The organism is Sphingomonas sp. NFX23 (assembly GCF_049887795.1).
In the GTDB taxonomy this organism is placed as follows: Bacteria; Pseudomonadota; Alphaproteobacteria; order Sphingomonadales; family Sphingomonadaceae; genus Sphingomonas.
This window is the reverse complement of record NZ_JAGEKH010000009.1, coordinates 87,583-111,989: the sequence shown is the minus strand read 5'-3', so window position 1 is coordinate 111,989 and position 24,407 is coordinate 87,583. Positions and strand designations below refer to the sequence as shown.

The 24,407-nt window shown below is 61.1% G+C and carries 20 protein-coding genes; 6 read left to right on the top strand and 14 right to left on the bottom strand.

What is annotated here, in order from left to right:
• Positions 1–18: 18 nt before the first annotated feature.
• From J4O76_RS21545 to J4O76_RS21535, 3 genes are read right to left on the bottom strand one after another with little or no spacing between them, the layout of a single operon-like run.
• Positions 19–912 carry a dioxygenase gene (locus tag J4O76_RS21545; protein WP_426284120.1) on the bottom strand — a complete coding sequence of 298 codons (894 nt, stop codon included), beginning with the start codon at positions 910–912 and terminating at the stop codon, positions 19–21.
• A 57-nt stretch (positions 913–969) separates the two neighbouring features.
• Entirely contained in the window at positions 970–1,260 is a 291-nt protein-coding gene (catC, locus tag J4O76_RS21540) for a muconolactone Delta-isomerase (RefSeq protein ID WP_426284119.1), read from the bottom strand.
• Positions 1,261–1,265: 5 nt separating this feature from the next.
• Positions 1,266–2,423: a muconate/chloromuconate family cycloisomerase gene (locus J4O76_RS21535; protein ID WP_426284118.1), complete on the bottom strand. Its 1,158-nt coding sequence runs from the start codon at positions 2,421–2,423 to the stop codon at positions 1,266–1,268.
• Between the two features lie 110 nt (positions 2,424–2,533).
• On the opposite strand from J4O76_RS21535, the gene J4O76_RS21530 reads away from it, so the two are divergent.
• The 3 genes from J4O76_RS21530 (at position 2,534) to J4O76_RS21520 (ending at position 6,780) form a co-directional block, all read left to right on the top strand.
• The gene (locus J4O76_RS21530; RefSeq protein WP_426284116.1) at positions 2,534–3,454 is read left to right on the top strand and encodes a LysR family transcriptional regulator; all 921 of its coding nucleotides are present in this window, start codon (positions 2,534–2,536) and stop codon (positions 3,452–3,454) included.
• 208 nt (positions 3,455–3,662) lie between these two features.
• On the top strand, positions 3,663–5,267 hold the full coding sequence (locus J4O76_RS21525; protein WP_426284115.1) for an MFS transporter: 1,605 nt from the start codon (positions 3,663–3,665) through the stop codon (positions 5,265–5,267).
• A gap of 61 nt (positions 5,268–5,328) precedes the next feature.
• Positions 5,329–6,780 (top strand): alginate export family protein, encoded by a 1,452-nt coding sequence (locus J4O76_RS21520; RefSeq protein ID WP_426284113.1) that lies wholly within the window; start codon positions 5,329–5,331, stop codon positions 6,778–6,780.
• A gap of 259 nt (positions 6,781–7,039) precedes the next feature.
• On the opposite strand, the gene J4O76_RS21515 is transcribed toward J4O76_RS21520, so the two are convergent.
• The 5 genes from J4O76_RS21515 to mdlC form a co-directional block, all read right to left on the bottom strand.
• Entirely contained in the window at positions 7,040–9,442 is a 2,403-nt protein-coding gene (locus tag J4O76_RS21515) for a penicillin-binding protein 1A (protein ID WP_426284195.1), read from the bottom strand.
• A 149-nt stretch (positions 9,443–9,591) separates the two neighbouring features.
• A complete protein-coding gene (locus J4O76_RS21510) occupies positions 9,592–11,022 on the bottom strand; it encodes a carboxylesterase/lipase family protein (protein WP_426284111.1) in 1,431 nt (476 codons plus the stop codon).
• 359 nt (positions 11,023–11,381) lie between these two features.
• The gene (locus J4O76_RS21505) at positions 11,382–12,458 is read right to left on the bottom strand and encodes an enolase C-terminal domain-like protein (RefSeq protein WP_426284110.1); all 1,077 of its coding nucleotides are present in this window, start codon (positions 12,456–12,458) and stop codon (positions 11,382–11,384) included.
• Entirely contained in the window at positions 12,455–13,597 is a 1,143-nt protein-coding gene (locus J4O76_RS21500; RefSeq protein ID WP_426284108.1) for an alpha-hydroxy-acid oxidizing protein, read from the bottom strand. Before J4O76_RS21500 ends, J4O76_RS21505 begins: the two co-directional genes overlap by 4 nt.
• The gene (gene mdlC / locus J4O76_RS21495; RefSeq protein ID WP_426284107.1) at positions 13,594–15,183 is read right to left on the bottom strand and encodes a benzoylformate decarboxylase; all 1,590 of its coding nucleotides are present in this window, start codon (positions 15,181–15,183) and stop codon (positions 13,594–13,596) included. Before mdlC ends, J4O76_RS21500 begins: the two co-directional genes overlap by 4 nt.
• A 101-nt stretch (positions 15,184–15,284) precedes the next feature.
• Here mdlC and J4O76_RS21490 point away from each other — a divergent pair, with 101 nt between their 5' ends.
• Positions 15,285–16,178 carry a LysR family transcriptional regulator gene (locus J4O76_RS21490; protein WP_426284106.1) on the top strand — a complete coding sequence of 298 codons (894 nt, stop codon included), beginning with the start codon at positions 15,285–15,287 and terminating at the stop codon, positions 16,176–16,178.
• Positions 16,179–16,203: 25 nt separating this feature from the next.
• Here J4O76_RS21490 and J4O76_RS21485 read toward each other — a convergent pair whose 3' ends face one another.
• Both J4O76_RS21485 and J4O76_RS21480 read right to left on the bottom strand, forming a co-directional pair.
• Entirely contained in the window at positions 16,204–18,492 is a 2,289-nt protein-coding gene (locus tag J4O76_RS21485; RefSeq protein WP_426284105.1) for a beta-glucosidase, read from the bottom strand.
• Positions 18,493–18,592: 100 nt separating this feature from the next.
• Positions 18,593–20,848: a TonB-dependent receptor gene (locus tag J4O76_RS21480; protein WP_426284104.1), complete on the bottom strand. Its 2,256-nt coding sequence runs from the start codon at positions 20,846–20,848 to the stop codon at positions 18,593–18,595.
• Between the two features lie 268 nt (positions 20,849–21,116).
• Here J4O76_RS21480 and J4O76_RS21475 point away from each other — a divergent pair, with 268 nt between their 5' ends.
• A complete protein-coding gene (locus J4O76_RS21475; RefSeq protein WP_426284102.1) occupies positions 21,117–22,013 on the top strand; it encodes a LysR family transcriptional regulator in 897 nt (298 codons plus the stop codon).
• A 152-nt stretch (positions 22,014–22,165) separates the two neighbouring features.
• On the opposite strand, the gene J4O76_RS21470 is transcribed toward J4O76_RS21475, so the two are convergent.
• The 3 genes from J4O76_RS21470 to J4O76_RS21460 all read right to left on the bottom strand — a co-directional run bounded on the left by J4O76_RS21470 (position 22,166) and on the right by J4O76_RS21460 (position 23,667).
• Complete coding sequence (locus J4O76_RS21470; RefSeq protein WP_426284100.1) at positions 22,166–22,453, bottom strand: hypothetical protein; 288 nt, start codon at positions 22,451–22,453, stop codon at positions 22,166–22,168.
• A gap of 248 nt (positions 22,454–22,701) precedes the next feature.
• Positions 22,702–23,343 (bottom strand): SOS response-associated peptidase, encoded by a 642-nt coding sequence (locus J4O76_RS21465; protein WP_426284098.1) that lies wholly within the window; start codon positions 23,341–23,343, stop codon positions 22,702–22,704.
• A 54-nt stretch (positions 23,344–23,397) separates the two neighbouring features.
• Positions 23,398–23,667, bottom strand: a complete 270-nt coding sequence (locus J4O76_RS21460; protein WP_426284097.1) for an HU family DNA-binding protein — start codon at positions 23,665–23,667, stop codon at positions 23,398–23,400.
• A 41-nt stretch (positions 23,668–23,708) separates the two neighbouring features.
• Between J4O76_RS21460 and J4O76_RS21455 the strand changes: the two genes are divergently transcribed.
• The gene (locus tag J4O76_RS21455) at positions 23,709–23,885 is read left to right on the top strand and encodes a hypothetical protein (RefSeq protein ID WP_426284096.1); all 177 of its coding nucleotides are present in this window, start codon (positions 23,709–23,711) and stop codon (positions 23,883–23,885) included.
• Here the strand turns inward: J4O76_RS21455 and J4O76_RS21450 are convergent.
• Positions 23,882–24,328 carry a hypothetical protein gene (locus J4O76_RS21450; protein WP_426284095.1) on the bottom strand — a complete coding sequence of 149 codons (447 nt, stop codon included), beginning with the start codon at positions 24,326–24,328 and terminating at the stop codon, positions 23,882–23,884. The two genes, J4O76_RS21455 and J4O76_RS21450, sit on opposite strands and share 4 nt — an antisense overlap.
• Positions 24,329–24,407: the final 79 nt, after the last annotated feature.

Below are 24,407 nucleotides of genomic sequence, written 5' to 3'. Positions count from 1 at the left end.
AGGTCTCCCTTGAAGAATTCAGGCGATTGCCAGGCGGGTCCGGTGGGAAAAGGCTTCGTCATCCCTTTCGTTGGCGCGCTGCAGCTGGAAATCGAAGGCGATATGGGCCGTGTCGCCCTGACGGTTCGGTACCGGGAGCAGACCCTCTCGCGTACCGAACGCGAAATCGTCGGCGGCGAACGGATCATCGCCGAAGTTGATCTGCGTCGTCAGCTGGCGGTAGCCCGGCGCCTCGATGAAGAAGTGGACGTGCGCAGGTCGATTGCCGTGCCGTCCGAGCACCGTCATCAGCTGATCGGACGCGCCGCCTGGGGGTACGCTGTAGCCGCTCGGCATCTTCGACTGAAACGCATAGCGTCCGTCCGAGCCGAGCCGAATGCGACGGCGATTGTTGAACGGGGTCTGCTCGCCGGTCGGATCGAAGTGCGAGTAGAAGCCTTTTGAGTTGGCGTGCCATACATGCAGGATCACGTTCTCGACGGGCTCGCCATCAGGTCCGGTAACTCTGCCCGCCATGTAGAGTGTTTCGGTATCGTCGGGATCGGACGTCAAGTTTGCGTCATTGTCGACTAGTGGCGCGCCCTCGACATAGAGCGGTCCCTCGATCGTGCGCGGCGTACCACCGGCTTTTCCAGCTTCCGAGTCCTTGGCGTCCAGGTACAAGTCCATGAAATGCTCGAGACCCGAGCCGGGCATCAGCAGCCCGAATTCGCCCGCGCTATTCTGCAAGAAATTGACCGCGCCCCAAGCCTCGTTCTCGGTGATATCGTGACGCACAATCAGCGTCATCAGCGATTCGATCAGGTCGCGGACGATCGCTTTGATCCGCGGATTGCCGGCCGAAGACTCGATGCCCGCAACGCGGTCGAGCAGCGACTGGATCTGCGGGGTCTTAACAAAGCTAACGTCCATCTTACTCTCCTTTGTCTACAATACGCCGCCTTTGGGCGGTCATTGTTGGATCGCCGCTCAGCGATCGTCGTCATGCAAAGACGAGGGGTGGCGGCACAGTGCCGTGATCCGCATCGTCATGAAGGGGTAGAGCGGCAAGCTCATCAGGATGTCGTGCAACTCGGCATTCGACTCCACGTCGAAGATGCTGAGATTGGCGTACTGGCCGACAACCCGCCAGATGTGGCGCCACGTGCCGGCGGCCTGCAATTCCTGAAACCGCGCCTTCTCGGCAGACTTGAGACGCATCGCCTCGTCGGCGTCGAACCCCAGTGGAATCTGTACGTCCATCTCGACTTGAAACAACATGGCGGTCAGGCCCTTTCAACAACGGCGTGGATACGCGGCGCAACGCGGTCTCGGCGATGAAAGGCGACGCGGTCTTCGTCGAGCAGTATGCCGAGGCCGGGCCCTGAAGGCACTTCAAGCTCGAAGTCGGAGTAGCATAGCGGTTCGGCGAGGATATCCTCGGTCAGCAGCAATGGTCCGAACAGCTCGGTACCCCATGCCAGCGACGGCAGCGTTGCGCACAGGTGTGCAGAGGCGGCCGTGCCGACACCGGCTTCAAGCATCGTACCGCCGTACAGGCCAACGCCGCCCGCCTGCGCGATCGTCGCGACCGCATGCGCCGGGAGCAAGCCACCCGACTGAGCGATCTTTACGGCAAATACGCGTGCACCGGCGCAAGCCGCGATAACGAAGGCGTCGTTCGGACCACGCAACGCTTCGTCCGCCATCAGCGGAATGACATGCTTGGCGGACAACCGGGCCATCGCGGCACGATCATGGCGCGCAACAGGCTGTTCAACTAGGTCAACGTCGGCGTCGTGAAGCAGGCGCATGCCGAGATCGGCCTGCGCCTCGTCCCAATTCTGGTTAACGTCAACGCGTACGCTACCCCGGTCGCCGATCGCCCGCTTGATCGCAGCGACATGCGCGACGTCGTCCCGAACCGCGCGCTTGCCGATCTTGAGCTTGAAGATGTTGTGGCGCCGAAGACCAAGAACACGCTCAGCTTCCTCAATGTCGCGTGCAGTGTCGCCGCTCGCCAAGGTCCACGCGACCGGCAGGCGATCACGAACACGACCGCCACCGATCAGTTCGGAAACTGGCACGCCGAGACGCTTGCCCGCCATGTCAAGTAACGCCGTTTCGACCGCGCACTTGGCGATGTGATTGCCACAGATACTCTTGGCGATTGTCGCCATTGTCGCGCCTACGCGGGCGGCGTCACACGTTTTTAAAAGCGGGGTCAGGTAGGTGTCTATGGCGAGCTTGATTCCTTCCGGGCTTTCTTCGCCGTAGCTCAAACCACCAATGGTCGTGCCTTCACCAATACCTTCAATGCCGTCTTCGTCGCGCATCCGTACGACCACGATCGACTGGTGATGCATCGTTGCCATCGCCAGGACGTGCGGACGGATCGTCGGGATATCGACGATAAAGGTATCGATCTCTTTGATCCCAACCATGGCCTGCACAAATCCCCAAACTTTTCGTTTCTGAAGATAAGGTATGCTTTTTCGCCTAGACCGGCAAAGATCAATGTGGTCTTTAGCAGATACTCTAAAGGTATCTAGTCATGGATCTGCGTCAGCTTCGTTATTTCGTCACGGTGGCGAATGAGCGCAATTTCAACAAGGCGGCGGAACAGCTGCACATGGCTCAACCGCCGCTAAGCCGGTCGATCCAGCAGCTCGAGGCGGAACTCGGCGTGTCCCTCATCGACCGCGCCGCACGACCGCTGAGTCTCACGCCAATAGGTCAGCTCTTTTATAACCAGGCCGTGCAGGTACTTCGCCGGATGGAAGATATGCGGGCCATGATGAGCTCGGCGATCGCCACCGACCGAAGGCGATTTGCCATCGGCTTTGTGGCATCCACCATATACGCTCGGCTGCCGGAACTCATCCGGGAGTTCCGGGCGACGATGCCGGACGTCGATGTCACCTTGGTCGAGAGTACGACACTGGATCAGATCGCAGCGCTCAAAGAAGGGCGGATCGATATCGGCTTCGGGCGCATCAGGTTTGATGATCCGGCCGTTCGGCGGACGGTCCTTCGTCTTGAGTCACTAGTGGTGGTCGTTCCGCAGGGCAGTTCGTTAGGAGAGAATGGGACGGTGATATCGCTTGCAGCCCTGGCGGGCGAGAAGATCATTCTTTACCCGAGCGCCCCTCGCCCGAGTTACGCCGATCAGGTTCTGTCTCTTTTTCATGACAACGGCCTTGAGCCCGAATTCATCCATGAGGTTCGCGAATTGCAGATCGCGATTGGCCTCGTCGCTGCGGAGGAAGGCGTTGCCATCATACCTGAGTCGGTTCGGCGATCTAGAACCGACGATGTGCGGTACCTCGAACTGGTCGAACCAGCATATTCGCCCATTATCATGAGCCACCGCGTTGGTGATTTTTCGCCTGAGATCGTCACGTTCATGAGGATCATCGCCAAAAAATATGCAGATTGGGGCTATGCCGTTCCGGACGCGCTTCAGACGATCTGATCGCCATCTGAGGCCAGTTTACGTTGACGGCCAAATCCGCTTGCGCGGCCGCAATAGTGAAGAAACGCAGTACGGGAGAGCACTACACCACTCGTTTAATCTGCAGCGCTCAAGTTAGAATTCTCTCTGAAGCTACATTCTATGCATCGGGTGCAGATCGCTGATCACTCTCGCCGATCACACGCAGGCTGTGTGCATCAGGGTATCGATGCAATACCCCGATAGTCTTGGACCACCCCATCTCAGTTTGGCAGGTCGGCTTCCAGAACCGTCATCACTGTCTCTGCACGGCGATACCGCACCATTCTCCCGCCAACGGAACATGAGCGGCGGTCTTTATTCGGCATATCGCCCCAGGATGGGGGAGGGTGCTGATCATCGGGAGAGGAAGATCGTGGTTGCTGAAACCGATCGTTGGCGTGCCAACGCAGTGTCCCCTACATCAGGCCGAGATTTCAACGCGTCTGCTCCGAAGAATATCGAACTTGCTACACTGCTAGATACCGGCCGGTGGTCGGGGCAGCAGCGCTTGATGGTCCTACTAGCAGCGCTTGCGATCATCATGGATGGCTTTGACGGACAGCTGATTGGCTACGCGGCCCCCATTCTACTGAAGGAATGGGGCCTTGAGCGCAGCGCGTTTGCGCCGATCATTGCCTGCGGCCTTGTTGGCATGGCGATAGGATCGAGCGTTGCGGGCGCAATCGGCGACAGGTTTGGCCGCAAGGCAGCGACGGTCGGATCGCTTCTGCTGATCGGTTGCGCGACAATCGCCAACGGTTTTGCCATCGGGCCGCTTAGCTTGATGCTTCTGCGCTTCCTGACTGGCTTGGGTGTTGGCGGTTGCCTTCCCAGCGCGACGACCTTGGCCGCCGAGTTCGCGCCTGTCCGGCTGCGCACCTATGCGATCACCGCGACGATTATATGCGTTCCCGTCGGCGGCATGCTCGCGGGGCTGTTCTCGTCGGTCGTGCTGTCCACGTTGAACTGGCACGCATTGTTCTGGATCGGCGGACTGCTGCCAACCATCCTCGCGGTGATCCTAGCCTTCGCGATGGCGGAGTCACCTTATTGGCTGGCCTCTAGGCCGACGCATAGCGACCGGCTTCGTCGGGTTATGGCTCGTCTGGGGCGCCCGATCCCGGAGGATGCAGTGATCGTCGAGCCCGGGCACAAGGATGCGCCAAAGGAAAATGTCCGCTTCTTGGCAATTTTTCAGCAGGGCAGGCTTGTGAGTACGCTCTGCTTGTGGGCGGCAGTCTTCATGACCTTGTTGTCGGTTTACACCGCGTTCTCGTGGTTGCCCACGATGCTGACGGTCCAAGGCCTATCGCCAGCGGTCGCCGGAGCGGGGCTCACTGCATATAATATGGGCGGCGTGATCGGCGGTATGTTCTGTGCCTGGGCGGTTGCGTCATACGGCTCGCGCTACCCGCTCATTCTGTTCTGCATAGGCGGTGCGCTCAGCGCATTCTTGTTGCGGGACGCCACTTCGGGAACCGATACCAACTGGCTCATTGGCGGACTGGCAGTGCACGGTCTGTTCGTTACCTCCGTCCAGTGCCTGCTCTATTCGCTGACAGCGCATGTGTACCCGACCGCCATTCGCGCACGCGGTACGGCGACTGCGCTCGCGGTCGGACGGCTTGGCGCGATCTTGAGTGCCTTCCTAGGCGCGGCGATCATCTCCAAGGGTGGATCGTCGGCCTATTTCATGACGCTGACCGTCGCGATGACTGGCGCAATGACCGCGCTCGCTATCCTTCCGCGACATATACCTCCGGCTCGCGGTAAGGTTTTGCCCGCCGCCTGAACAGCCGAGTGACTGTCGAAATACAGAGCGGATGCTCGTGTCCGTTTAGGAGAGCTGCGTCATGAAGACTCTGATCGAAGCCGTATTGCTTGGCGCGGCGCTACAAGCTGTCCCAGTTGCGACGGCGCAGACCTTGGAAGTTCGTGATGGAAAAATACCGGCAAAGCCTGATCCTGCGCGGCGCCCTCTCAATGTACCCAACAGTGTTCTGCCGTCGAGCTTTGCGTTTCAGCCGCTGCCCTATGATGAGGACTATACACGGATGGCTGATCCAACGCTGCGAAACAACACTTGGGCGCGGCTGAAGAATATTCCGGTTATCGATGACGTGTACTTAACCGTCGGCGGAGAGTTGCGCGGGCGAATCGAGGCGCGACACAATCTCAACTTCGGGCGTGGTCCAGAGGACGAAGGGCTCTATCCGCAATACCGCGCGCGGGTCTGGACGGATGTTCATCTGTCCGACAGCGTGCGCGTCTTCAGCGAAATTCAGAGCTCCGGTACCACTGGCCGCCTTCATCAATATGGCGCGATCGATGACAACGGCACCGATCTGCATCAGGCGTTTGTCGAGTTTAAGCGTCCGCTTGGCGGCGGCTCGCTGACGGTGCGCGGTGGCCGGCAGGAAATATCGTTCGGCAAAGCGCGGATCTTTGATACGCGAAACGGTCCGAACACGCGTCGTGCTTACGACGCGGGACGGTTGATTTGGGCACAGGGAGCGTGGCGAGCAGGCGCCTTTGGCGGTGCCGTCGTCCAGGAGGTCCTCGGGTCGTGGAAGGACCGAACGAATGATGGCTTCACCTTCTTCGGCGGCAACGTTGCCCGCAAGCTGGATGGCTGGTTTGCAGGATCGGAGCTGGAGGCGCTGTTTGTCCATACCGACCGTGAGGCTGGCGCGCCGACCTATGTGGGCAAGCGCGACACGCTGTCGCTGCGTTTGGCTGGACGCAAGGGTAAGCTTGATTACGACGCGGAATTCGTCGGACAGCGCGGGCGGTCGCAGATTGGGCAGGTGAAGGCTTGGTACACCGGCCTCGACGCAGCTTACCAGCTGCCGGGGCGGCTCTCACCGCGCGTGGGTGTCCGCGCCGACGTCGGCTCGGGGGACTCTCATCCCGGCAACGGGACCGATGGCACCTACGACTATCTAGGGTCGCGCGGAATGACGCTAACGGCCGAGCTTGGATTTTCGAATTTGGTCGCTGTCGGCCCGACGTTTGGCCTAAAGCCGAGCCGGACTGTCACCGCGGAACTGACCTTCTCTGAACTGCGCCGGATGACACGAGCCGACGGGCTGTACAGCATGACCTCCGCGCTCATCCGTCGCGCCGACGAGGGAAGTTCGAAGCAGGTTGGAGTACGCGCCACTGGGCGGATTGATCATCAGTGGAACCGCTTTCTCCTATCCGGCCTCTATTTTGCCTATATCGACGCCGACCGCTTTTTGAAGGAGACTGGAGACGGCAAGGACCTAGCCTATGCTGCACTGTACACCGTGGTTCGGCTGTGACGGTCGGCGCTCGCGCCGCCCCGCAAGCCCGAGCCAGGGCGTCTGATCGTTTCAAGCGCGCGTCCAACTCATCGAGACGGCGTAGCGCTTACAAGGTTTTGCGCAGAGTGGCCCGCCCACGCTCGAGAACAGCGTCTCCCAGCGACCGTTGGGCTTCGGGCTGACATCAATCGCCCTTGAAGAAGTACAACCAAGAGGCTCACCCTTTATCAGACCTGCGAGTCAACACCGTGCTGGCGGTGGGCCGTTTGATCGGTCATCAATAGATTCCACCCTCTCGTTGCAGAAAATCGCTGTCGCGCGGCCCGTCCGCCCTCTTCGAGGCGGCGCTTGCAGCGGCCACCGGGGTGGGGCTGCTGCGTCGTGCTGCACGGCGTGGTTCGCTCTCGGGCTTAAACGCTTCCCAGATCACGCTGGCCTTGGGATCGCTGGTGTCGGGCCAGGCGCCATAGACCGGGCGGCCGCTGCCACGATCGATCCGGACCATGCGGATCCCGGCCGGCGCCTGGAACGGCAGCTTCTCCAGCCCATCATACGCCTTGACCGCGAACTGCTTGAAGATCGGTGCGGCGAGCGTGCCGCCCTGTGCGGCGCCACCTAGGTTCCGCGGCGTGTCATAGCCGATATACAGGCCACCGACGAACTGCGGGGTGCCACCGACGAACCACACGTCGGTCGGTCCGCTGTTAGTGCCGGTCTTGCCGAACATCGGCCGATCGAGATCGCGGAGCCTCACTGCGCTGCCGCGCTGAATCACGCCCTCGGTGATGTGGACCATCTGGTACGCGGTCATCGCGTCGAGCACTTGGCGTTGGCGAGGGACGGGACGCGGCATCGGCTTGCCGTCCCAGTCGGGCGCGTTGCAGCGATCGCAGGCGCGCCAGTTCTCGGGCCAGATCACCTTGCCGTGACGATCCTGGACGAAATCGATCAGCGACGGCGGCCCGCCTTTGCCGTTGTTGGCGAGGATCGAATAGGCGTTGACCATCCGCCCGACGGTCGTCTCGCCCGCACCCAGCGCGAACGAGAGGTAGGGGGAATAGTCGCCGACGCCCATTTTCTTGATGGTGGCCACAACCTTCGGCATGCCTATTTGCGCGGCGGTCCGCACCGTCATCAGGTTGCGCGACTGCTCAATGCCCCAGCGCATAGTACGTGGCCCGGCACCGCGAGAGTTACCAAAGTTGCGGAAACATTTCTGCCCCAGCCGCGCGCCCTGATACACGCAGAACGGTCCGTCGACGATGATCGAGGCGGGCGTCATGCCGTTGTCGAGCGCGGCGGAATAGACGATCGGCTTGATCGTCGAGCCTGGCTGACGCATCGCCCGGGTCGCGCGGTTGAACGCTTGCAACCGGTCGTCGAAGCCGCCCTGCATCGCCAGAACGCGGCCGCTTGCCGCCTCCTCGACGACGAACGCGCCCGACACCTTGGGGACGGCCCTGAGCGAAAACTCGCCACCTTCGGGCGCGACCGCGATGATGTCGCCCGTCTTGATAGCGCCGAACGCGCTGCCACCCTGGCCGCGGACCGGCATCTGCGCGGCATAGCGCGGCAGCGTGCCGGTCTTGCCGGTGTGGAAGCCAAGGCTCCAGGCATTGCCGTCCTTGCCCGTCACGATCGCCGCGACCCAATTATCGTAGTCGAGCGCGATATTGCTGTTGAGCAGCGGCTGAAGCCAGTTATCGCCCTCGATCTCGACATGGCGGATCGGCCCATTCCAGCCACGCCTGCGATCGAACCGGACCAAGCCATCGCGTAACGCCTGCTGCGCCAGTTCCTGCAACCGGTTGTCGAACGAGGTCCGCACCCAAAGACCGCCCGAATAGACGCTGTACGGCCCATCCTTCGCGTTCTCGCCGAACTTCGCCATCAGCTGACGGCGGACTTCCTCGACGAAATAGCCGCCGACGCTCTCGAACGTTGGCGTGCGGCGCAGCACCGCACCCAGCGGCTCCGCGTTCGCCTCATCACGTTGCGCGCGGGTAATGAAGCCGTTGTCGAGCATCCGGTTCAGCACGTAGTTGCGGCGAATCATCGCGCGCTCAGTGTTGCGCAACGGATCGTAGTTCGACGGACCCTTGGGCAGGATCGCGAGATACGCCATCTGCGCGAGATCGAGCTGGCCGAGTTCCTTGTCGAAATAGGCGTGAGACGCCGCCTCGACGCCGAACGCGTTACGCCCCAGCGCGATCTGGTTAAGGTACAGTTCCAGGATCTGCGGCTTGGTCAGCGTATCCTCGATCTTATACGCCAGCACCGCCTCGCGCAGTTTCCGCGACGGCGAATACGCGTTGCCGATCAACAGGTTCTTCGCCACCTGCTGCGTGATCGTCGAGCCGCCCTTGGCGCGCTTGCCGCTGCCGATCTTGGTTGCGTAGTCGAACACCGCGCCAGCGAGGCCGGGGTAATCCACACCGTGATGCTCGAAGAACGACTTGTCCTCGGCGGCGAGAAACGCCTTCACCAGCAGCGGCGGATATTCGGCGTAGCTCAGCTCCACCCGACGTTCGCGGGCATAGGAGTGGATCGGCACGCCATCGATCCCGCGCACGTTGGTCGGCAACGAGGGCTCATAGTTTTGTAGCGCGTCCACGGACGGCAGGTCGCGCAGCACCGTAAACCAGAAGGCGAAGGTGGCCGCTATCCCGAGCACCACCACCGCAAGTGTCACTTTGGTCCAGTCGATCGTCCACACCCGCGTCACCCCACCGCGCAGCCGGTGTTGCGGGACGGAGATGCTCTTCGAATGACGATACAGCCCCCGGGGGATAAGGTGCTTCAATCGGTCCTGAAGGCGTAGCCGCGAGCTCAGTGTTTCGTCGCGGTCGGCTGCGCGGCGTCGATTTCGGCGCCCCATGGATCCTTTTGTAAAACGGCGTGGCCTGTGCGGGAAAAGTCGATGATCTGATCTTTCGACGGATCGTACTGAGACCATTGGGGTAGGCCATCGCCGTTGGGGTTCCCCGAGCGTGCGAAGTTCATGACATAGGCGCTGATCGTCTGGCCCATCACGTTGTCGGTCTGGGTCGTGTGAGCACCGTATTTCGCAGCTTGCGTATCTAGAAAGAACGGAACGTCGGTAGCGTGACCGGCACCTGCTTTATCGAGAGACTCTGCGACGTAAGAGAACCGGTATGCGTATACGGGTACGCCTTGCGCGGCGATCCGAGCGGCCTCCCGTCTGGCTCCTGCGATCATGTACCCGGTTTTGCCCGCCATATCAGCGCTCGTTGCACCGATCATCACAGGCACTTTTCCGAAATTCCCGGACTGATAGGCCGCGTTGGTGTCGACCGCGATGACGCCGTCAACGAAGGGGCTTGAGAACGTGCGTGGTCCGTTGGCGAAGAGTGCGGCCATGTTAAGCTTTCCCGTGACCGCCTGCGCCGACAGAGCCCGCAACTCTTCCAAGCCGCGCGGGTCGTTCGCCTCGATGCCCTGCGACCGCGCAAATTCGGTCCCAACGACCTCCGCCTCTTTCAGTCCGCCCGAGCCGAGCAGGTTACCATCGCCACCTGACATAATGACTGCCTTGGCAAACAGACCCTTCGCTTGCGGTGACGTCAGCAGGGTATGCACCGACATGCCGCCGGCGCTCTCACCGATGAGAGTGACATTGGCCGGATCGCCGCCGAACTGGGCCGCATTGCGTTGCACCCAATGTAAGGCGGCGATCTGATCCATGAACCCGTAATTACCAAGAGCGCCGTGATCAGCGTCGACCTTGCTGAGCAGCGGGTGGGCAAAGGTGCCAAAGCGACCCACGCGATAATTGAAGCTGATGAAGACAGCTCCCTGCTTCGCGAGTTGCGCGCCGGAATAGGTGGAAGAGGAAGCGCCACCGTTTACGAAACCCCCGCCATAGATCCACAGGATCACCGGCAGTTTGGTGGTCGCGGTCGAAGGTTTCCAGACGTTGGCATACAGACAGTCCTCGCCGGGCGGGGTGCCAAGCGGGGCAGCGTCGCTGGGGAACGGGAATTGCATGCAGTCATGGGCATACGCAGTAGCTGACCGCGTACCACGCCATTTCGCGGCCGGTTGCGGTTTACGCCAGCGCAATTTGCCAATCGGCGCTGCTACGAACGGAATGCCTTTCCAACTGTCAACGCCTGCTTCGCTGTCGCCTACTAATTTCCCGGTTTCGATCGTGACGACCGGCTCAGACTTTGCCGAGGCCGGGCTATTGGTGGCCGAGGCAGCCATGACGGAAGCAACAATCAGGCGCGGCAGTGACATAGTCTTGAGTCCTATCGAACGGTGAATTGGTAAGAGCGGCGGCAAGAAGGCCGTTTCGACCCGAGAGGCCAGTACTGATCAAATCTTCGCGGTATACTTCGACACGTCATTTGTTTTGCCGCCGGGACATTGTGCGGATGCAGCGTCAGAACGGGCATCGCTCTAGACGTCGATGTGCCCGCCATGGTGGAGAAGCCGTCGCTTTGCTTGTCGTGATGACCGCGGCACCAAAAGACCTACTGACACTTCCGGGCGAGTGCCCGTTGAGCAGGATTCACGCGGTACCTTGGGCCGAACTGCTGTCGAATAGACGTGCGCGGTTAGCGATTAGAGGCTGCCCTGCACCAGGGTCAGCGATCTTAGACACTGTATTTAGCGATCGCATCCTCGCGCCATACGATGCCTGCACCCGGCTGTTCGGCGAGATGCGCGAAGCCGTCCTTGAAGGTGAGCAGGGGTTCGAGGATCGGACCGGCTATATCCAGGCGTTCGAGCCAGTGAGCGGTCGGCGTCGCAGCGAGCAGATGCGCGCTGAACTCCTGGAACAAATGGCTCGAGAGCGGCAGGCCCTTAAGCAGCGCGAGCGACGCCGCGCGTTGCCAGCCGGTGACGCCACCGATCTTCATAATGTCGAGCATCCCGAACGCACAGGCCTGCGCGTCAATCGCCCAGTTCATCTCGGTGACGCCGAGCCAGTTCTCGCCCATTTGGATCGGGGTGCGGATCGCGTGGCCAATCCGCGCATGACCAGCATAGTCACGCTCGATCGTCGGCTCCTCGAGCCAGATCAGGTTCTCGTCGTCGAGCACGCGGCCGCGGCGGATCGCCTCGGGCACGTCGAGGCTCTGATTGTAATCGGCCATGATTCCCATCGTATCGCCTGCTTCGGCACGGATCGCGCGGATTACCGCCACGTCCTCCTCGACATTGGCATAGCCGATCTTCGTCTTCAGCCCGGTAAAGCCGCGCTCGGCCGCCTGGGCCGCGCGCTTGGTGGCGAGCGCGATGCCGTCCATGCTATGGCTGTCATAGGTGCGGATAGGCCGCGCTTGGGCGCCGAGGAGAGCATAGAGTGGCTGCTTCTGCTGCTTGGCGAGGGCATCCCAGATTGCCATGTCGATGCCGGCCGACGCCATGCGAAACAAACCGGTGTGGCCCACCAGGCGCAGGCGCTGCTCGATCAGACGATCGATTTCAATCGGCGCCAGCGGCTGGCCGATGACAATCGGCGCTAGGGCGTCGACTGTCTCGGCCAGCGGCTTGAGGGCGGGCTTGATATAGGCGAACAAATAGGCAGAACCGATGACGCCGTCGGTTGTCTCGACGTCGATCAGAACGAGTGGCGACGAGGCGACCAGACCGACTGCTGTCTTGACCGGATATTCGAGCGGAACATCGACGGCGCGCGCGCGGATCGAACGGATCTTGATGGTCATCTCAAGGCCTCTTGGTGGTTCGTGTACAGGAAATCGGACGAGAGCTGGTTCACGCTCGGACACCCGATTAACGCTAGTGTCCGGTCGATCTCGGCGCGGATGATCGCTAGCACCTCGTCGACCCCGGCGGGGCCGCGTGCCGCCAGCCCGTAAAGGGTCGCGCGACCTAGCAGGACCATGTTCGCGCCCGAGCACAGCGCTTTGACGACGTGCTCGCCGCTGCGGTAGCCGCTGTCGATCAGCAGCGGGAGCGACGTTGTCGCGCGAGTCTGTGCGAGCGTCTCGATCGGCGCTGCGGCACCATCTAGCTGCCGACCGCCGTGATTGGACAGCACCACGCCATCGACGCCAAGTGCCGCACAACGTTGTACGTCGTCGGGACGGGCGAGCCCCTTCACGACCAACGTGCCTGGCCAGAGGTCGCGCAGTTCGGCAAGCGCATCCCAGTCGAACGTGGCATCCATCTTGCGGCTCAGCAATGCGGCCTGTGCGTCGACGCTGGTCGCCTTCGCCGACACAAAATTGGCCAGCTCGGGAACGCCGTTGCGCACCAATTGCAGCGACCAGCGCGGATGCAGGATACCGTCGAGCAGGGTACGCGGCGTATACCGAACCGGCACCCCGAAGGTGTTGCGCAAATCACGTTTGCGATTGCCATTGACCACGACATCGGTCGTCAGGACGAGCGTGGAATATCCATTATGCTTGGCCCGCTCGGTCAGGTCACGCGCAAGGTCGCGCTGGACGACGTAAAGCTGGAACCAGCGATCGCCATCGGATTTGCGGGCAACCTCTTCGATCGAGCAGTTCGACGCGGTCGAAAGCAGGAACGGGATTCCTGCCTTCGCCGCGGCCTGTGCCAGAACGATGTCGCCGCCAGGCCAGATGATGCCGTTCAAGCCCGTCGGCGCGATCGCCACAGGCATGCTGCTCGTGCGGCCGAACAGCGTCGTCGTCAGATCGCGCTGACCGACGTCGACGAGCCGGCGCGGCGCCATGCGGATACGGTCGATCGCCGCGCGATTATGGACCAGGCCGGTCTCATCGTCGGCGCCGCCTTCAAGATAGTCGAACACCATCTTGGGCAGGCGGCGACGCGCGAGTTGTCGATAGTCCTCGACGTCGTAGGCCCCTGTCATGCCGTTACCGGGGGACAGGTCGTGACTTCGATCAGCGCAGGCTTTCCGGCGGCGATCGCGGCAGTCAATGCAGCGCTGAACGCGCCATCGTCGGTCGCTCGGTAGGTCGTGAGCCCATAGCCCTGTGCGAGCGCTACGAAGTCGATGCCCGGCACGTCGAGCCCCGGCACGTCTTCGGCACCCAGCACGCCCGCGAACCAACGCAGCGCGCCATAGGTGCCGTTCTTCATGATCACGTAGATGACCGGGATATCGTATTGCGCGGCCGTCCACAGCGCGGTGATGCTGTAATTGGCCGAGCCGTCGCCGATCACCGCAATGACCTGCCGCTCCGGTTCGGCGAGCTGCACGCCAACTGCGGCCGGCATCGCGAAGCCGAGACCGCCGGCGGCTGCGAAATAATAGCTGCCCGGATTTTCTATGCGAAGCCGTTCCCACATCATCGCCGTGGTCGACGTCGATTCGTTCAGATAGATCGCATCGCGCGGTGCGATCTGGTCGATGAGATCGAACACGCGTTCCGGCATGAGCGCGCCGTCGCGGACCTTGCCTAGAGCAGGGGACAGGCGAGGCGCAGGCGCATCGCGATCCGACACGGCAACCTGGTCGGCGAGCGCTTTCAGGATCAATCCGACGTCGCCGACGATCGCATCGCCCATCGGCGCACGCACCGCCTCGTCAGGGTCGCAAGTGAATGCGATCAGTTCAGCGCCCTCCGGGAGAAACTGGCCTGGATCATACTGGTGATAGCGGAAAACGGGTGCGCCGAACACGAGGATCAGATCGTGGCCGGTTAACAATCGGGAGATCGCAGCGATACCCGCCGGTAGCAGCCCACGGAAGTTCGCGTGCGTGGTAGGGAAGGGGCAGCGCGGCGCGGACGGCGCGACCCATACCGGCGCCGCAAGCCGCTCCGCAAGTCGTACCGCGTCCGCGTTGCCCTTGGCCGCATCGACGTCGGGGCCGAGCACGATGACTGGGTTCTTCGCAGCCCCGATAGTCGCGAGCAATGCCTGCATAGCGTCCGGACCAGGCATGCCAGCCGAGGTCACTCTACGTTTGGTCAGCAGTTCGGATTGCTCATCGGCGGGTTTCCCCCAGTCGTCATAGGGGATCGAAACGTAGACTGGCCCCGGTGCAGGCAGGCTGGCGAGATGGATTGCGCGGCTCATTGCATGCGGCACTTCGGCTGCCGACGCCGGTTCATGCGACCATTTGACCAAAGGCTTAGGCAGGGTGGTCGCGTCGATATTGGTAAGTAACGGCTCGACGCCCATCATCGGCCGCGTCTGCTGTCCAGCCGTCACGATCAAGGGAGAATGCGAATTCCAGGCATTGGCAAGCCCACCCATCGCATTGCCGGTGCCAGCCGCTGAATGAAGGTTGACGAGCGCCGGCCGTCCGGTTGCCTGCGCGAAACCGTCCGCCATGCCTATGACTGCGCCTTCCTGCAGCCCGAGAATGTAGCGGAAATCTTTCGGGAACTGATCGAGGAACGGCAGTTCGTTCGATCCGGGGTTGCCGAACAGGGTGGTTATGCCTTGGGCACGCAGAATAGCGTAAATCATTTCGCGAACAGTGGTCACGCAAACGTCTCCATATGATGGCAGCAAGATGCGATCAGCATAGACATAAGCCAAATGTCGATTTTTGTGATCAACATATAAAACCTGTCTATATTCCGCGCATGGCCGATATCGATTTTAATCTAATTCGCGCGTTCGTGGCGGTGTATGAAACCGGCAGCGTCAGTGCAGCGGCGCTGCGTATGCATGTGACACAGCCGTCGGTCAGCCACTCGTTGGCGCGACTTCGTGACCTGCTCAAGCAACCCCTGTTCACCAGGACGCGGCAGGGTATGGCGCCCACTGCGCTGGCCGCGGAGATATATCCTGGGCTCCAGAGCGCGCTGACACTGGTCGAGTCCGCCTTTGCCAACGTCCTCGCATTCGATCCTCTTCGATCGCGCCGCGTGTTCAAGGTCGCGATGACCGAATTCGGCGAGCTCGTCTTCCTCCCGGCGATCATGCGCGCCCTCGCGACTCTGGCGCCGTCGGTCGCGCTGGACGTCGTGACTGTGCAGATCAACGCGGTTTCGGAATGGCTGCTCAGGGGGCAGGTTGACGTGGCATTCTGCCCCGCCTTGCCGCAAAGCAGCGCGATCCGCTCGGATCGGATCTTCGAAGAAAGCTATCAGTGCATCTACCGCGCTGCGCATCCGCGTCTGGATGGCCCCTTCTCGCTCGATGCGTACCTTGCTGAAACCCATATCGCAGTCGCGGAATCGGCCGGGCATCATGTGGTCGAGGCCTCGTGGCAGGCTTGCGGGATCGCACCGAAGGTGGCGCTGCGCCTTCCTAGTCTCGGCGTTCTCGAAGGAATTGTCGCAACGACGGACTCGCTCGCCGTTGTGCCGTCGCGGATCGCGGCGGTCTTTGCAAAGCAAGGTCGCGTTCGTGCTGCCGACCTGCCTTATCCGGTAGCGCCGTTCGATGTGCGGCTTCATTGGTGGGAACATGGCCAGGAAACGCAGGAGATGAGGTGGTTTCGCGGCGTATTGCGCGAGGCGCTGTCAACCTGAAGAAGACGAGGAGAAACTGCCGATATCATGGCTTCACCACTGCGCCGGATAGGCGCACGCGGGCCGCAACTGGCAGGTCTTCGGCGGATGCGCCCAGCCCGATCGCATACTCGCCGGCCGCCAAACGCCAAAGGTTCGCCGTCACATCAAAGTGCGCGAGCAGGCGGCGATCGGGTCGCAAAGTCACGATGCGGCTCTCGCCGGGCGCCAGGGTCAGCTTCTCCCAGCCCAGTAGGCGGCGGGCCGGGCCACCGGGCAGGGAGGTCAAATATAATTGTGGAACGGCCGCACCCGTTACGTCGCCCGTGTTCGCAACGCGGAAGGTGATGCTGGGTCGTGCGCCTCCTTTGACCCGAAGATTGTCGTAGGTAAATTGCGTATAACTTAACCCAAATCCGAAGGGGAAGAGCGGCTTCTCTCCTGACAGCGCGTAGCCGCGATATCCGACATCAGCCCCTTCTTTGTACGGGAGAGGAAAGGATGATCCAGCCTCGGTCGGGTACAACGCGGGATTGAGCGGGCCCTCGAGCTTGGGACGCGCCAATTGGCTTTCGTCGCGCGGGAAGGACACGGGCAGATGGCCCGAGGGGTTGACCTTGCCCATCAACACATCGACGATCGCTTCACCGCCGCGGCCGCCGGGATACCACGCCTCGAGCACGGCGCCGACCTTGTCGATCCATGGCATGCGTACGGGGCCACCGGTTTCGAGAACGACGATAGTGCGAGGGTTTGCCGCCGCTGCGGCTGCAATCGCGGCGTCCTGGCCATTGGGGAGGCTGAGGTCGGGCACGTCCTGTCCCTCGGTCATCCACTGCGTCGCGAACACGATCGCGACGTCTGCGGAGCGCGCGGCATCGGCTGCTTGGCTCGGATAGCCTGCCGGGACGATGATAAATTCCGCGTGGGGGAACTGGTTCTTTAGTGCCTTCAGAGGGGGCGACGGGTGATAGCCTTGCGTGCGAGGAGTTCCGCCGAGTGCGGTGCCCATTGCGGGAATCTGGACGCCCACACCATCGATCGAAGTGGTGTAGGAGGAGCCGCCTCCCGACAAAACGCCGAATTCAGCCATCCCGCCGACGATAGCGATGCGCTTGGCGTCCTTGAGCGGAAGCAGATTGCCTTCGTTCTTGAGCAGCACCATGCCCTGAGCAGCGACCGCGCGGATCGCAACAGCATGCGCGGCATAGTCGATCGTTCCAGGTTCAGGTGGACGGTCCATGGCGCCGACCGCGAAAAGCGAACGCAGGATGCGGTGGACGGCATCGTCGACCCGCGTACGGTAACGCGGGTCGCGTTCCGCGGCCTGGGTCAGCGGATCGCCGAAATAAACCTTGGCATCGATCTGTTCGCCGGACTCCTGGTCCAGACCGTGCAACAGGCTCTCGGTCGAATGTACCGCCCCCCAGTCGGACATCACCCAGCCGGGATAGCCCCAGTCACGCTTCAGGACATCATTGAGCAGCCATGCATTCTCGCAGACGTGGCGCCCGTGGACGAGGTTATAGGCGCACATGACAGAAGCCGGCTTGCCCTTCTCGATCCCGATTTGAAACGCCAGCAGATCGCTTTCCCGCGCAGCTGCCGGATCGATCAAAACATCTGCCTGGAAACGGCCGGTTTCCTGGTTGTTCAGCGCATAGTGTTTGATCGTCGATGCTACACCCGCGCTCTGGATGCCCCGGATCTGTCCGGCAACGATCTCACCCGTCAGCAACGGGTCTTCGCTCAGATATTCGAAATTGCGTCCGTTGCGCGGATCGCGGACCAGATTGGCGCCGCCGGCAAGGACAATGTTGAAGCCCTTGAGGAACGCCTCGTTGCCAAGGATCGCGCCGGTCCTTTCGGCGGCAGCGATGTCCCATGTCGACGCTAGCGTCATGCCCGATGGCAGTGCCGTCGCCGCGTCGCCTGGCCGCACGCCGCGAGGGTTGGTGATCCCGACGCCAGCATCGGTGAGTTGCAAAGCGGGAATGCCGAGACGGGAATTCGCCGGGATGAAGCCTGCCGACCCCAGCGCGCCTTCGGGTGCCGGGAAACCGAAGCGCGCCATCCCCATAGGTCCGTGGAGCAGTCGCAACTTCTCGCTGAGCGTCATCTCCTTTTCAAGCAGCCATGCGCGTTGGTCCGGCGACAATTTCCGGTCGGTCCAGGTGCGCGTCGGCGGTGGAGCAGTGGTCGGGACAGCGGCTGGAGCAGCAGTTGGCGCGGCAGCTGGTGCCGGGATGTCGCCTTGCGCGATTGCAGACGTCGCCGTGCCGTAAAAGGCGGCCAGAACGACGGCCGTTCCGAGCAGATAGTGATGCCGTATCATAGTCGATCTCCTGTTCGCGCCGCCGCTGCAGCTGAGGTCATGCGCCGAGGTGCGTCAGCGGGCGGCACTGCCGGGCCAAGGCCCTGGCAGTGCCGCGCGATCAGAACCTAAAGCCGACACGGCCGCCAAAGGTTCGTGGATCTGCCAGCGTGATCGACGGGAAAGTTCCGACCACAGCGTTGGTGAGAACCACGGCGTTCTCGAGGTTCTTGACGAAGCCCTGTACGTACCAGCTCGATCCCGCTGCCGAGTACGTGATTGACGCATCGGTGCGCGTGTAGCTCGGCTGGCGGATAAGCGTGAGGTTCGAAATGCCGCTGATGACATACCGGTCGCTTAGTTGGGTGCGAACATTGGCCTTCACTTCGGCGCCGTTCGTGAGTGGCAGGGTGTAGGTATAACCCATCGAAGTCGTCCAGCGCGGCGAGCGGTCGAGGGAGAACCCCGACCAGTCGACGCCGGGGCGTGGCGCGAAGCGGCTATACCGGGCGTCAAGATAGGTTGCTGAGAGATCGACCCGGTTTCGCGGGCTGAGCACAAGCACGCCTTCTGCCTCCACGCCGTCGATCTTCGCTTTGGCAGCATTGGTCGTGACGGTGCAGGGACCGCCGCAGATCGTCGAGGTCTGCGACAGTTGCAGGTTATTATAGTCGTAATGGAAGGCCGAAAGGTTCAGGCGCACGGCGTTGTCGAGAAACCGGGTCTTGAGGCCTATTTCGTACGAGGTCAGCGTTTCCGGTTCATAATAAAGAGCGGCTTCGGGAATTGGGGTTGCACAGCCAGCGGAGGCAGCCGTACAGCCGTCGTTGAATCCGCCTGCCTTGTAGCCGGTCGCGACCGACGCATAGAGCAAGCTGCGTGCGTTGAGATCCCAGTCCACGCCGCCACGCCAAGTGACCTTGCTGAAGCTGCGGCTGGCGTCGTTCAACGCGCGGACGTCGGTTGGAGCGTCGCAGGCAAGAGTGCCGCAGCGAACCTGCGCGCCGCTGCGTGCCTTGTGGTCATTGGAGTAACGGACACCGCCTGTGACGCGCAACGTATCTGTTACGCTCAGCGTACCCTGCGTGAACGCACCGAGCGTCCGCGAGGTGACCGGATCCTGGGGGAAACCATAGACGTAGCCGGGAGTCCCAGGGGTGGGTGAAAGGAACCCGTTCACATACGCGGCAAGGCGCGTCCATTCGCGAAAGAAATATCCGCCGCCCTGAAGCTTCAAGGGTCCGAGATTATCGTCCGAGACCCGGATTTCATGCGACGTCTGATTGTAGCGGCCATGAGACAGCTCCTGATACGTGCGTAGGTTCGCGGCGAACCTGGCGCCACCTTGATCGAGGTTCAGTTTGCGATAAGAACCGAGATACGTGACGTTCACGTCGCCGAAATGCTGGTTGATCTCTGCATCGACGCCGAACGTCTCGGTGTCGCGCCCCAGATCTTGGGTAAGGGCTGCGTTGATCCTGCGAGCCCGGTCGGAACTGTTGTTCAGATAAATTGGATTAACACCGGTGATGTTGATGCCACTATAGTTGTTAGACATTGGCACATAATCTAGAAACTGACCGCCGATGTGGGTATAGTCCCCGCGAATTAGGAAGTCGCCGCTGTTCCACTTATATAGAGCCTGCAGCCTGCCCGAAATGTTTTCCTTGTAAGGGTCGAGCTTGCTGGTCACTCCGGTCCCTGCCTTATAGTAGCTGTCGCGACGATCGAAGTTGACCCCGCCGCGCAGCGCCAGATTTTCGCTGACCGGCACATTCAGGACAGCGGTCGCCTGATAGGTTCCATAATTGCCGACGCCTGCATCGACCGAGCCCTCGAAGCGACTGGTCGGGCGATTGGTAAGAACGTTGATGAGACCGGCGGTCGTGTTGCGGCCGTACAGAGTGCCTTGCGGACCGCGCAGTACCTCGACCCGGGCAATGTCGAAGAAGCTGACCTCCTGTGCTTGCGGGCGGGCGATGTAAATGCCGTTGAGAAGGAAGGCCGCGGACGGATCGCCCTTTTCCGTCTGGTCGTTGCTGGTGACACCGCGAATGGTGAACTGCAAGCCGCCAGCGGCCCGGTTAACCGTTAGGTTGGGAACCTCCTGACCCAGATTTGTTGGATTGGATATCCCGGCGGTCAGGAGGTCTGAGCCGCTGATCGCGGTCAGCGCAACGGGTGTCTTGGAGGCCAGGCTCTGCGTTCGGTTGGCTGTGACGATGATGTCGCCAGTATCTGGCTCGGGGGTAGCGGTGGCTTGCGGCTGAGTGATCGCGGCTGCGTCATCGGAGCTAGGCGCCGTCTGTGCGACCGTCGGAGACGCATAAAGAGCAATGGAGAGTCCAGACGACAGGAGTAGTGCCTTCAGCTTCATGATATCCGTCCCCAACTGAATTTTTGTTTTTATTTTTTGGCTTAGTTTCGCTCGGTGTTTCGGGGATCGCCAAGTGAACCCACGCTACACGGGTGCTAGCTGCCAGAAACTTCGCCATACATGGCAAACCGGCACTGTTCCCGTTCTTAAGATTGCCGAAGGTCAGAAAATTTGGGAAATTGATATTTCGGAGAAGTTTATCTAAAATTTCGATAGTGTTGGCAACAGGCATGCGTGGGGTGCTGGTGCAACGGAAGGCATTATCGAGATGGCTGCACCCCTTGATCTGAATCTGATCCGTGCTTTCGTGGCGATATACGAAACCGGGAATGTGACGGCTGCGGGCGAGCGGCTGAATTTGTCACAGCCATCTGTGAGCTACGCGCTTTCCAAGCTGCGCCTATCGCTGCAGGATCCGCTGTTCTCGCGCAATCGCCAGGGGATGGCACCGACACCCCGTGCGCAGCGGCTGTATGACGAGTTTTTGACGGCGTTGAGGCGCATCGATCATGTTGTCGACGAGGTCCGGGCATTTGATCCCGCGCGGTCGAACCGCCGCTTCGTCATCGGCTTGTCGGATATCGGAGAGATGGTGTTCCTTCCGCCGATACTCGAGCGGCTGCGGGCAGTCGCGCCCGACATAGAGTTACAGGTGCGGCAAACGTCCACCGATGAGTTGCGGCGCGGCCTAACCACCGGAGTAATCGCTGCCGCAGTCGGCAATTTGCCCATGCTCACCGACATGCAAAGCGTATCTCTTTTTGAAGAAAATTACGTCTGCCTCCTTTCGCACGATGCGGCGATGGAGGTTCCACTGACGCTCGACGTTTTTCGTCAAGCGCGGCACGTGCACGTGGCTTCGGTTGCGACCGGACATCTGCAAATAGGCGGTTGGTTAAAAAAGGCGGGCATCGAGCGTCACATCATGCTCGAGATCCCCCACTTTGCGATCCTACCCAGCGTCATCGCGTCCAGCGATCTCGTTGCGCTCGTCCCCTCGCGAGTGGGATCGCTTTTCGAGCGCTATGCGGCTGTAAAAACGACCCCCGTTCCCGCCGCCATCCCGTCGTTCGAAGTCCGACTATATTGGCATGAGAACGACGAAACAAACGTTGCTCAAAATTGGCTGCGAAAACTGATGATCAATGCATTGTTGAAATCATAATATTTTGTCAAAATTTAGAAGTATTTGCTCAGCCCGACCTTAGGCGTTGCCCGAATTGTTCAGCATGTTTTACTAAGTGTCACGAGTGATATTCACTTCTATGAAACTGCCTCCATGAACCGCAGCAGTGTTGCGTTCGCGTTGCCTTTGCGTCAAATCGCTACGATTGGCAGTTCGGGAAACGGCTGTGGCTCGCCCTTGATCGCCGACAGCAGCGCCTGGAAATTCGTCTTTCCGCCGACGTCCACAACGACCACTTCGCCGTCAATGATGGCTGCGTTGGCAGGGAGACTGGCGGCGTCATGCACGACCGGAGTAAACTTGTCCGTCCAGTCGAGGCCCGACCTGGTGAACGCGTGCGCAGTCCCGCTGCCGATGCTGATCAGGCAGCGATAGCCATCGAACTTCAGTTCGTGGAGCCAGCGGGCTCCTTCGGCCACGTGATCGACAAGCGTGGCGAGTTGCGCTGGCTGAAAGGGAGGGGCTGCGGTTGTCTCACCTGTTGCAGCATCTTGCCTTCACTTAGTGACGATGCGGTTTTGCGCGCCACGTGTATTAAATCCCCCTTTTTCATAGTTGGGAGACTCTTGTGGAGCGGTACTCGATCCCTTGGAGGTGATTGGACGGGGCCTTTTGGAGCACCTTATTCTCTTTAAGGCGCAACATCGCAGACTCGCCAGATCCTCTGTTACGTGGTGATTGGACCTACACCGGCGCGCATGAGCTGCGATGGGTAGGGTGCAACGAGCTCCTTCAGATTGTCCCAGGGCGCTGAAAGCCAGCGATCATAATCGTCATCGTGGAGGATGACCGGCATAGCTTTGGGATGGATCGGCGCAACTAGCGCGTTCGGCTCGGTCGTCAAAAAGCCGTAAGCATTGCCGCGCTCGGTCGGACGCCAGATGCCCGCGAAAGCAAAGACTGGGCGACTGGGCACGTCAAACCAGTGCAGCGGCTTCCTGCCATCTTCGCCAGGCGCTAGGCCGTATTCCGAAAAAGCGGTGACTGGAACGAGACAGCGCCGCGCCGGTGTCATCAGCATCGATCGCCAGAAGCTGGAGTTCAGGTTGCGCACGTTCGTCACGTACTTTGTGAGCTTAATCGAGTGGTCGCGCGCGCTGGGCACCTGCGTCGGCACGCCCCATTCCATCCGCTCGAGCTTTCGCTCGGTGCCATCCTGCACGATTACCTTGCCGTAGAACGGGGTCTTTTTGCCGGTCGGGAAGATGTCACCGACGGGGTATTCCTCGTCCTTTTCATAAGGAGGCCGGATACCGAAGGTGACCGCGAGGTCGACCTCTTTTGCTGTCATACGATACCGGTTGCACACGAAGCCTGTCCCTCGGGTTGGCGCCGACGAGATGATCCCGTCGGCGCACGCGTCTTACAGCTTGTCTTTCAGACCCTTGGCGGCCGTGAACGCAACCTTCTTGGACGCCGCAATCGTGATCGCTTCGCCGGTGCCGGGGTTACGACCTTCGCGCTCCGGGCGGTCCTTGACGGTAAACTTGCCAAACCCTGGGATCGAGACTTCCTCGCCCTTCACGGCTGCGGCCGCGATCTGATCGAATACGGCCGTGATCGCCTTCTTCGCATCAGCTTCGTTCGAACCGGTCGCCTCAGCGACGCCCTTGGCCAGTTCACTTACGTTCATGCTATTCGTACTCCATTGGAAACACCGGCGGGACCTTAGCCATGGCGAACGACGAGACAAAGACCGTACTGGACGAGCCGATCGTTGCGGTGGTCCGCCTCATGCTGGGCAAGCTCGCGGATCATGACGTCGCCGAAGTCTACGAGGCGACCGTAGGGCGGGGGCCGATCGCCGGCCTGGCGGCCGAGGCGATGCGCGCTCGAAACATCGATCTCTAACGGCCAGCGATGCGCTCGCGCGTGACGCGAGGATCCTCGTAGAGATCGCGGATCGCGCGGAGCCGGAAGACATTCCACCAGCGCTGCCAGCGATGCTCGGCCGCATCGTGGATCATGTGGCAGCGCTGACATAACGCCTTTAGGTTTGAAGACGCGCTGTTGCCCGGATCATGATCGAGGTGCGCGCAGGCGAGGACGACATAGGTCACCCGGACCGACGCCAACACGAACCCGGCTTTCATCGAAATGCGCTTGCCCCGGTCTGACCGCCAGCACCGGACATCGGCATCCCACCAGCGTCCGTCGCCGAGATGGACCACACGGCGCAGATGTGGCCGGCCGCATCCCTCGCACTTGGCCCCGGCTCGATCGAACCGGACCGTCTGCGACAGCTGCCGCCAATCGATCGGGTAGAGCCAGCGGTTCTCGGGACGTATCGGCATGACGATTCTATGAGTCACCCACCGGGCAAACGAAAGCGAATAATTCGCCATTTGTTGCCGCTTCGTATTTTTTTCGTTC